General features: G+C 69.6%; 10 protein-coding genes and 1 pseudogene. 6 read left to right on the top strand and 5 right to left on the bottom strand.

Annotated elements, in window-relative coordinates; genetic code table 11:
* From U9977_RS20175 to U9977_RS20160, 4 genes and pseudogenes are all read right to left on the bottom strand, one after another.
* Nucleotides 1-1,066, bottom strand: a pseudogene (locus tag U9977_RS20175) (hypothetical protein); the annotation flags it as partial.
* A gap of 15 nt (nucleotides 1,067-1,081) precedes the next feature.
* The gene (locus U9977_RS20170) at nucleotides 1,082-1,462 is read right to left on the bottom strand and encodes a toll/interleukin-1 receptor domain-containing protein (RefSeq protein WP_322750849.1); all 381 of its coding nucleotides are present in this window, start codon (nucleotides 1,460-1,462) and stop codon (nucleotides 1,082-1,084) included.
* Nucleotides 1,463-1,672: 210 nt separating this feature from the next.
* Nucleotides 1,673-2,527 carry a FadR/GntR family transcriptional regulator gene (locus U9977_RS20165; protein ID WP_322750848.1) on the bottom strand — a complete coding sequence of 285 codons (855 nt, stop codon included), beginning with the start codon at nucleotides 2,525-2,527 and terminating at the stop codon, nucleotides 1,673-1,675.
* Between the two features lie 36 nt (nucleotides 2,528-2,563).
* Nucleotides 2,564-2,719, bottom strand: coding sequence for a hypothetical protein (locus U9977_RS20160; protein ID WP_322750847.1), 156 nt, complete (start codon nucleotides 2,717-2,719; stop codon nucleotides 2,564-2,566).
* A gap of 162 nt (nucleotides 2,720-2,881) precedes the next feature.
* On the opposite strand from U9977_RS20160, the gene U9977_RS20155 reads away from it, so the two are divergent.
* The 6 genes from U9977_RS20155 (at nucleotide 2,882) to U9977_RS20130 (ending at nucleotide 9,005) form a co-directional block, all read left to right on the top strand.
* Complete coding sequence (locus tag U9977_RS20155; protein WP_322750846.1) at nucleotides 2,882-4,168, top strand: acyl-CoA dehydrogenase family protein; 1,287 nt, start codon at nucleotides 2,882-2,884, stop codon at nucleotides 4,166-4,168.
* A 23-nt stretch (nucleotides 4,169-4,191) separates the two neighbouring features.
* Nucleotides 4,192-4,968, top strand: coding sequence for an SDR family oxidoreductase (locus U9977_RS20150; RefSeq protein ID WP_322750845.1), 777 nt, complete (start codon nucleotides 4,192-4,194; stop codon nucleotides 4,966-4,968).
* A 69-nt stretch (nucleotides 4,969-5,037) separates the two neighbouring features.
* Nucleotides 5,038-6,195 carry an acyl-CoA dehydrogenase family protein gene (locus U9977_RS20145; protein ID WP_322750844.1) on the top strand — a complete coding sequence of 386 codons (1,158 nt, stop codon included), beginning with the start codon at nucleotides 5,038-5,040 and terminating at the stop codon, nucleotides 6,193-6,195.
* Nucleotides 6,192-7,382, top strand: a complete 1,191-nt coding sequence (locus U9977_RS20140; RefSeq protein WP_322750843.1) for a thiolase C-terminal domain-containing protein — start codon at nucleotides 6,192-6,194, stop codon at nucleotides 7,380-7,382. The genes U9977_RS20145 and U9977_RS20140 overlap by 4 nt, the downstream gene beginning before the upstream one ends.
* 43 nt (nucleotides 7,383-7,425) lie before the next feature.
* On the top strand, nucleotides 7,426-7,881 hold the full coding sequence (locus U9977_RS20135) for a Zn-ribbon domain-containing OB-fold protein (RefSeq protein WP_322750842.1): 456 nt from the start codon (nucleotides 7,426-7,428) through the stop codon (nucleotides 7,879-7,881).
* Nucleotides 7,878-9,005, top strand: coding sequence for an alcohol dehydrogenase catalytic domain-containing protein (locus tag U9977_RS20130; protein WP_322750841.1), 1,128 nt, complete (start codon nucleotides 7,878-7,880; stop codon nucleotides 9,003-9,005). The genes U9977_RS20135 and U9977_RS20130 overlap by 4 nt, the downstream gene beginning before the upstream one ends.
* Before the next feature lie 83 nt (nucleotides 9,006-9,088).
* Here U9977_RS20130 and U9977_RS20125 read toward each other — a convergent pair.
* Nucleotides 9,089-9,585 (bottom strand): phosphotransferase (locus tag U9977_RS20125; RefSeq protein ID WP_322750840.1); only part of this gene is annotated, 497 nt, incomplete at its 5' end.

The following is a 9,585-nucleotide window of genomic DNA, read 5'->3' as shown; positions in this document are numbered from 1 at the left end:
AGCTACCGTCCAACCCGTCGAACACCACCAGCGCCCGGCCATCCGCCCGCAGATAGCCAGCCAGCACCTCCGCCGGCAGCCCCAAACCGTCGGTGTCATGCAGCCGCTGCAAATACTCCAGAAACGTCGGGCACTCCCGCCGCAGATCGGCGAACGACCGCAGCTCCACCAGGACCGGCAGCCACCCCTGCATGCCCGCCAGCGGCTGCCCACCCGGACCACCGGCCAACGTCAACACCAAAAACCGCGCCAGCGTCGACTTCCCCGCCCCCGGATCCCCCAGCAGCACCAGCAACCGGTTCTCCGCCGCGGTCACCACGTCCAACACCGCCCGCACCGGCTGCTGCGCATACGCCACCCGCGCGCGGGCCAGACGGTCGGCGTCCACCCCGTCCGGCAGATCCGCGTCGTCGATCTCCCCGGCGTCCACCAGCCGGCGCCACAGCTCCTTCGACAACTCCACCGGCGGCGGCTCCGCCCGCACACCCTGCGGGACAAACACCGACTGCACCAGCACCGGCAGATGCGTCTCATGCTCCGCCGGGGTCAACACCTCCAGATCCAACCGCCGATACTGCGCCACCACCCGAGCCAGATACGCGACCCGCAGCTCCGCCGGCAGCGCACCCCGGTCGGCCGACCCTGCCTCCTCCCGCCGGGCATCCTCGGCCGGGACCAGCGGATAGTGCCTGCGCAGAGCCGCCAGCAGCTCGTCAACGGCTTTCGTCGGGTCCTGCCAGTAGGCCGCCACCCGGGTATCGAAGGTGACGCTGTCCAGGTCGGCATCCCGCTCCATATGCACCGCAAACACCCGCACGGTTGACCCTTCGCGACGGGCAGCATTGACCAGCAGCCGGGGAAGCCGCGTTCCCATCGCCCGCACCGTCCCGCACAGCACCACCGGGCCACGCTGGCTGAGAATCCGGGATGCCTGCGCCGTCACCGACTCGCCGACAAACACCGCACCGTCATGCCACACGTCATACCCGGCCGCGCGTAACGGGCCGGCCAACTCCTCCGCCAGCGCCTCCTCACCGGTCGCGTGGGCAATCAGTATCGTGATCATCTGCACGCCACCGGCCTACCGGTTGATCGCGGCCAGCAACGCCGCGACCCCGCCGTCCCAGTCCGCGGTCAGGTCCGCCGCCTTCAGATCGGCAAGGAGCGCCGGGGCGTCGCCACCCGTCAACACCGCCGGGAGCACCCGTACGCTGTGACCGTTCAGCCAGCGGGCCACCGTCGGCGCCCACTCCCGCAGCATCCACGGCGCCTCGACTCCCGCCGTGGACAGGCACAGCACCACATAGTCCGCCGCCGTCAAACCGGCGTTCATCTTCTCCACGATCGAATCACCGACGGCGATTTCCCACCCGTCCAACCACACCTCTTGCCCGGCCGCCTTCAGATCGTTCGCGAGCCGTTCCGCCGGCACCGCATCGACACCCCGATGACTGACAAACACCCGCGCCACAACATCCCCCGATCATTGCCGGCAGTGGGCCGCGTTGAACGACCTGAACGACACACTCAGATCGTTCCCGTGACTGTATCCGAGCGATTATCTGACCGAACAGACAGGACGCCACACCCCACGGCCACCGCGACCGGCCGGACGAGCCGGACCCAGCCCCACCCGTAATCCTCATCTCAGCTGCCATCTACCGGTCGATTGCTACTGCCATTCGATGAGGTCGTCCATCCGGGCGCCGAGGCGTTCGCGGGTGTATCGCGCCACGCCCTCGATGTGATCCCGCATGAAGGTGCTGGCCTGGCCGCTGTGGCCGGCAGCGATGGCTCGGGCCAGCCTGAGGTGATCATCGGCGATCAGGTCGTGCATGATGCGGGGATCATCGACAGTGGCAACGTGGTGACTCACGATCTGGCCCATGGTCTGCAGAGTCAGCTCGAGCACCCGGTTACCGACAAGCGACGCCACGGCGCCGTGGAACATCGCATGCTCCTGTACGAAACGGGCCAGCTCCTCGGGCGTCTCGCGGACCTCGTTGAGCTCGAGATACGGGGCCATGGCGGCCACGCGGGCGGTGCGGTCACTCGCGCGGGCGGCCCGCTCGGCGAGAATGCACTCGGCGAACATCCACGCGTCGAACAGCTCGTTGTACGTGGCTCCCGCCATGTGGAAGTACAGGGTCGAGATGCGGCCGAGGTTGGCCGGATGGACGCTGCCGACCACCGGCCCTCCCCCGGGTCCCCGGCGGATCGAAATCAGGCCCTGGACCTCCAGCAATCGCAGGCCTTCGCGCAGCGACTCTCGACTCACACCGTATTGTTCGAGCATCGCGCCTTCGGTGGGAAGCCCGTCGCCGGGTTGCAGGCCCTGGTCGATGATGGTCCGCACGACCTCGCGGGCGAGGCTTTCCGACGTCTTGAGTGTGCGCAGTACCGCGCCGTCGGCCGTGATGGCGATACAGCCACGCGTCGGGACAGCCGAGGAATGGCCGTTGCGTCGCGCCGCCTCGTCGGGCCCGGCCGGTATCGGGCTCTTGCGGCTCCTGTCAAAGCTAGGCATGAGCCGAGGCCACTGTCGAGGCCATTGTCGATGTCATCAGCTGAGGATCCTCAGCTCGCCGGTCACGTCCAGCCCCTGCTCGGCCAGCCGCGGCCGCAGGTGGGCGGCCAGGCGGTCCCAGGGCAGCTGTTCGCCGGGCCGGACCGGCGCGATGTCGGGCAGATCCCGGAGTGTCCTAGACTGGGTCGTCACATCCGAAACCCTTCGTCGTCCTTTTCCCCGGCAGCTGTCAGCGGGCGTCCCGGCCGAAGGCGTTCTCGCTCCGGTGAGCCTGGCGAAGTAGGCCCTTGACGTCAATTTATCATGATGTTTAGCTAGCGCCCACGTCGCTACCAGGGGATGTTGAGGGAAAGCATGGGCGTCAGGCAGTCAGACGGCGATCCCGACGGTGCGCAGGATCTGGAGGCCTTTCGGCGGCGTGCACGCAGCTGGCTTGCCGAACACGCGCCATCGCGGGAGGGCCTTGGCCCGGGCGCCGGTGGCGAGGGCGCCCAGGGCGCTTCCTACGACGTGTCGGTCTTTCACGACCTCTCCTTCGACGACGAGAAGGCGTTGATCGAGCGGGTGGCGGGCTGGCACCGGCAGAAGATCGACGCGGGGTTCGGCGCGTTGGACTGGCCGCGGGAGGACGGTGGCGTGGGGCTCGGGCCGGAGTTCGTCGAGGCGTTCGCCGCCGAGGAGACGCGCTTCGCCGTCCCGCCCGCCCATGAGCTGGTGTCGGTGACGGTGCATCTGATCGCGCCGACCATCGGTCTTGTCGGCACGCCCGAACAGCGTGATCGCCTCCTGCAGACCTTCCTGCGTGCCGAGCGTCTGTGCTGCCAGCTCTTCTCCGAGCCGGGGGCCGGATCCGACCTGGCGGCGCTGGGGACCCGCGCCGTCCGCGACGGCGACGGATGGGTGGTCAACGGGCAGAAGGTGTGGAGCTCGGGGGCGCAGTTCGCCGCCTGGGGCATGGTGCTGGTGCGGACCGACCCGGACGTTCCCAAACACGCGGGCATCACCGCGTTCCTGCTGCCGCTCGACACGCCCGGGGTGACGGTGCGGCCGTTGCGTCAGATGTCGGGTGGCACGTCCTTCAACGAGGTCTTCCTCGACGACGTCCGGATCCCGGACTCGCTGCGTCTGGGGGCGGTGGGGGCGGGCTGGAAGGTGGCCCTGACGACCCTCGGCTTCGAGCGGGAGGCGACCGGCGGGCACAGTGGCGTCGGGGGCGGGTGGCGGCAGCTGGCTCCGCTCGCCTGCGCGCTCGGCCGATTCGATGATCCCCTGGTGCGCCAGAAACTGGCCGACGTCTACATCAGCGAGCGGCTGGCCGAGGTGGCGTCGCTGCGGGAGGCCGCCGGGCGGGCGTCCGGGCGTCCCGGCGGACCGGAGGGGTCGCTGCGCAAGCTGCACTGGGTGCGGAGTCTGGCGCTTGCCTCGGTGGCGGCGGAGGCTGTGCTGGGGGCGCGTCTGGTGGCCGACACCGGTGAGTGGGGCACGTTCGCGTGGACCGCGCACATCCTGGGCGCTCCCGGATATCGGATCGCCGGTGGTTCGGACGAGATCCAGCGCACCATCATCGCCGAGCGGCTCCTCGGGCTGCCGAGCGAGGAACGGGTCGACCGCAACCGGCCGTGGCGGGAAATTCCCCGGTGACGGGGCCGACCGGGGACGAGCCGATGCTTGCGGGCAAGGTGGCGCTGGTGACGGGAGGCAGCCGGGGGCTGGGCCGACAGATGGTGCTGGCCTTCGCGCAGGCCGGTGCCGACGTGATGATCACCAGTCGGAAGCTGGCCGGCTGCGAGGCGCTTGCCGATGAAGTACGTCGCAGGACCGGCCGGCGAGCATTTCCCTACGCCGCCCACGTGGGGGACTGGGACGGGATCACCAGGATGGTGGACGCCGCCTACGGCGAGTTCGGTCACGTCGATGTGCTGGTCAACAACGCGGGGATAGCGCCACTGTACCCGAGCCTGGAGCAGGTCAGCGAGGAGCTGTTCGACAAGGTGATGGCCGTCAACCTCAAGGGCCCGTTCCGGCTCACCGCCCTGGTGGGCAGCAGGATGGTGCGTGACGGTGGCGGCTCGATCATCAACGTGAGCAGTGTGGCGGCGATCCGCCCGACCCCGAGAGACCTTCCGTATGCTGCTGCCAAAGCCGGGCTGAACACGTTGACAACCGGGTTCGCGCTGGCGTTCGGACCGGCGGTCCGGGTGAACACAATCATGGCCGGGCCGTTTTTCACCGATATCAGCGAGGCGTGGGATGCAGAAGCCTTCGAGACGCTCGCGCGCCGGTTCCCGCTGCGCCGCGGTGGACAGCCAGACGAAATTGTCGGGGCGGCGCTGTACTTCGCCTCGCGGGCGTCAAGCTTTACCACCGGGGCGGTGCTGACCGTCGACGGTGGCCAGGCGACCACACCCTACGACGCGGATATCACCCACAACTTACCGTAAATAATATCACCCGTGTTCATCGTCATAAACACGGGTTAGAAAGGCTGAGGAGGCGGCGTGGTCTGGGATATGGATCTGGCGTCGAGTGAGGAACGCGAGCAGTTACGCCACGCCGTCCGGGCGTTTCTGGCGGAGCATTCGCCGCAGACCGAGGTCCGGCGGCTGATGGAGACCCCTGAAGGCTTCGACCGGGAGGTCTGGTCGCGGCTGGCGGGCGAGCTGGGTGTCGTCGGCCTGCTCGTCCCCGAGGAGTACGGCGGGGCCGGGGCAGGTGTCGGCGAGGTCGGCATCGTCCTGGAGGAGATGGGGCGCGCCCTGCTGTGCGCGCCGTACCTGTCCACCGCCGTGCTCGCCACCGGTGTTCTGCTCCATCTGGACGACGAGGCCGCCCGCACGGACTACCTGCCGGGTATCGCCGCCGGCCATACCGTCGCGACCGTCGCGCTCGCCGAGGAGTCGGTTCGCTGGGATGCGGCAGGCGTGGCCTCCACCGCGACCCACGATGGGTCGGGATGGCGGCTGCGGGGGACGAAGATGTTCGTCCTCGACGGGCTGCACGCCGATCTCCTCCTCGTGGCCGCCCGCACCGGCACCGGCACCGGCGGCGACGGCGACGGCGACGGCGGGGTCAGCCTGTTCGCGGTCGAGGGCACCGCGCCCGGCCTGCGCCGGAGCGCGATGCGGACGCTGGACCCGACCCGGCGCCAGGCACGCCTTGACCTCGACGACGTGCCGGGCCGTCTGCTCGGCGCGCCGGGCGGTGCGCAGCCGACGTTGGCGTACCTCGTGCACCTCGCCGCCGTCGCCCTGGCCTGCGAACAGGCCGGCGGCGCGGCGCACGTGCTGGACATGGCGGTCGGATACGCGAAGACGCGGGTGCAGTTCGGACGTCCGATCGGGCAGTTCCAGGCGATCAAACACCGCTGCGCCGAGATCGCGCTGGAACTCGACGCTGCCCGCTCGGCGGTGGCATACGGGCTGTGGGCGGCCCAGGAACACGAGGTGGAGCTGGCGGTGGCCGCATCCGTCGCGAAGGTCCGCTGCTCGGAGGCTTTCGCGTTCGCGGCGGCCGAGAACATCCAGGTGCACGGGGGTATCGGGTTCACCTGGGAGCACCCCGCCCATCTGTACTTCCGCCGCGCCACCAGCAGCGAGCTGATGTTCGGTGACCCCGCCCACCACCGGGAGCAGCTCATCCGCCATCTCACGGTCGAGGCCGGACCGTGACCGTGGACGAGGAGTTCCACCACCGGGACCGGTGTGCGATCGTCGGCATCGGCGCGACCGACTATTCGCGTGCCTCGGGCCGCAGTGACCTGACGTTGGCGACGCAGGCGGCCCTGGCCGCTCTCGATGACGCCGGGTTGTCCCCGCGTGACGTCGACGGCATCGTCCGCTGCGACATGGACACCGTGCGCCAGCACGATCTTGCCGACGCGCTGGGCATCCAGGATCTGACCTACTGGTCGGAGGTCGGGCCGGGCGGGGTGGCGCCGTGCGCGATGGTCGGCCAGGCGGTGGGCGCCATCCTGTCCGGCCAGGCCACGACGGTGCTGGTGTTCCGGGAGCTCAACGGCCGCTCCGGGCGCCGGTACGGGCTGTCGTCCACCGTGGACGCGCAGGTTGGTGGTGCGGGTAGCTACGACGAGTTCTTCGCCCCCTACGGACTGCTCACTCCAGGGCAGATCTTCGCGGTGATGGCCCGGCGACACATGATCGAGTATGGGACGCGGGCGGAGGAGCTCGGGCACATCGCGCTGGTCTGCCGGGCCCGGGCGAACGCGAACCCCGCGGCGCAGATGCACGGGCGTGCGCTGTCGATGGACGACTACCTGGCCGCCCGGATGATCGCCGATCCGTTGCGGCTGTTCGACTTCTGTCTGGAGACGGACGGGGCGTGCGCGCTTGTCGTGACGAGCGCGGCTCGGGCGCGCGACGGCCGCAAGCCGCCGGTCCTGATCCGGGCGGTGGCGCAGGGCAGCGGCCGCAACCCTCAGCCCGGTGTCCAGTTCCCCGTCCTGATGCGGGAATCGATCACCGAGCTGCCGGCCCGGTCGGTCGCCCGCACGCTCTACCGCCGCGCCGGCCTTGGTCCGCACGACATCGACGTCGCCCAGATCTACGACTGCTTCACGATCACGGTGCTGCTTCAGCTCGAGGACTGGGGATTCTGCCCGAAGGGCGAGGGCGGGCCGTTCGTCGCCGGCGGCGGGATCGACCTCGGCGGCCGTATCCCGATCAACACCGGCGGCGGGCATCTGTCCGAGGGCTACCTGCACGGCATGAACCACATCCTCGAGGGTGTCCGCCAGCTACGCGGCGAGTCGACGTCGCAGGTGCCCGGGGCCGAGGTCTGCCTGGTCACCTCCACGCCGCTGCCCCCGGGCAGCGCCCTTCTGCTCCGGGCGGCATGACGTGGGAGGCAGCGGGGCGGGCGGCGGGGCGGGGCCTGCCCGAGTGGCGGACCCGCGCCTTGTCCCCAGGGACGACGACCGGGACACCGGCGGCTTCTTCCAGGCCGCCCGGCGCGGTGAACTGGTCGTGCGGATGTGCAACGGGTGCGACGGCCTTCTGCACATGCCCAGGGCCTACTGCCATACCTGCGGGAGCTGGGACGGGCGCTGGCAGTCGGTGGCCGGCACCGGGAGCGTCTATTCCTGGACGGTGGTCACCCACCAGGTACATCCGTTCTTCCCGGTGCCCTACACGGTGGTCCTCGTCCAGCTCGACGACGTGCCGGCCGCCCGTCTTGTCGGTCACCTGCCCGGCGCGTACCCGATCACCGCCGGGCAGCCGATGCGGGTCTGGTTCGAGACCGTCGCCGACGGTGTCGTCATCCCCCAGTGGAAGCCACAACTACCGTCTGTAGAACAGCCGTCTGTAGAACGGTCGTCTGTGGAGAGTAAGAGATGACCATGAGGACGCGCGCGGCGGTGCTGTGGCCCGATCGGTCGCAGTGGAGCATTGAGGAGATCACCCTCGACCCGCCGGCCGCGGGTGAGGTCCTGGTCCGGATGGTGGCCACCGGCCTGTGTCACAGCGATCACCACCTGCTCGACGGTGGGTATCCCGGCGCGCGCCGGCCGGTTGTCGGCGGCCACGAGGGAGCGGGCGTCGTCGAGGCCGTCGGAGCCGGGGTGCACGCAGTTCGTCCCGGCGACCATGTCGTGCTCAGCGTTCCGTTGCCGCCGTGCGGGGCGTGCGCCGCATGCCTCGACGCCCTCCCGTACCTCTGTGAGCGGGGTGCCCTGATCGGGCAGGGCTTCCAGATCTCCGACGGCACCGCCCGCCATCATGCCCGCGGCGAGGATCTGAGCGTTTTCGTGTTTCTCGGTACCTTTGCCGAGCACACGGTCGTCAATGAGGCGAGCTGCGTCGTCGTCGATCCCGCGCTGCCTCTTGAGGCCGCCTGCACCATCGCCTGCGCCGGTGTCACCGGATGGGGAGCCGTCCTGAACACCGCCGAGGTCCGTGCCGGGGACACGGTCGTGGTGGTCGGGGTCGGCGGGATCGGTGCGAACGCCGTCCAGGCCGCTCGTTTTGCCGGCGCCCGCTCGATCGTGGCCGTTGATCCCGTTCCCTTCAAGCGAGGTGTCGCGAAACGGCTCGGTGCCGACATCGCGGTGGCAAGCCTCGGGGAGGCGGCGACGGTGGTGACCGACATGACGGCCGGCCGGATGGCGAACACGGTCGTCATGGCCATGGCGGTCGGTGACGGCCGCTGCATCGAGGCGGCCCTGTCCCTCGTGGGAAAGCGCGGCCGGGTGGTCGTGGTAAACGTCCATCCCGCCGATGAGAACACGGCCACGATCAATTTGCGGAACCTGCAGAGCCTGGAGAAGCAGATCGTCGGCTGTCTCGCCGGCTCATGGGACGGGCGAAAAGGCATCCGTTTTCTCGCCGATCTCCACCGAGCCGGCCGTTACGACCTCGACGCCATCGTCACTCGCACCTATGACTCGCTCGCCGAACTGCCGTCGGGATACCGCGACCAGGCCGAGGGCACCATCATCAGAGGAGTGCTCCGACTTTCCTGAAAAACGAGCCTCGGTCTTTCCTGAAAACCGCGGGGTGGTGACACCGGCGGAGGCCGGGTGCATGGGCCTCCTGTCCGGGTCGCTTACTTCCCGGACAGGGCTGTCAATCCTGCCGCCACCAGGAGCGGCACCGCCGAGCCGACGGTCTCGAAACCGGTTCCGACGGTCATGCCCTGGGCGTGCCGCGCGTGAATACCCGCGGCGATGATAGCTGCCTTGAAACAGCCCAGCGCGAGGTAGAACGGCAGGTTTGTCACCGCACGCCCGGAGGTCGCGCAATAGCGTTCGACGAGCGCGTCGGCGGACGGTAGGCGAGGGCTGGTCGAGGCGGCCTCACCGCCCAGCACGGGGTCGAAGGCCGGATCGGCGTAGGCGATGTGCAGGCCGAGGTCGGCGAGGGGGTCGCCGAGCGTCGCCATCTCCCAGTCCACGAGCGCCCGCACCGTGCCGACATCCCCCGGGTCGAGGATCGCGTTGTCGATGCGGAAGTCCCCGTGCACGATCGACGCGCCGCTCTCGGCCGGGCACGCCTCGATCAGCCGGGTGTGCAGCAGGTCCAGATCGGCGAGCTCCCGGGTCG

Origin of the sequence: Protofrankia sp. Cas8, assembly GCF_963555845.1 — a bacterium.
Lineage (GTDB): Bacteria > Actinomycetota > Actinomycetes > Frankiales > Frankiaceae > Protofrankia.
Note: the sequence above shows the minus strand (reverse complement) of the source record. Positions and strands in the feature narration are given on the sequence as shown.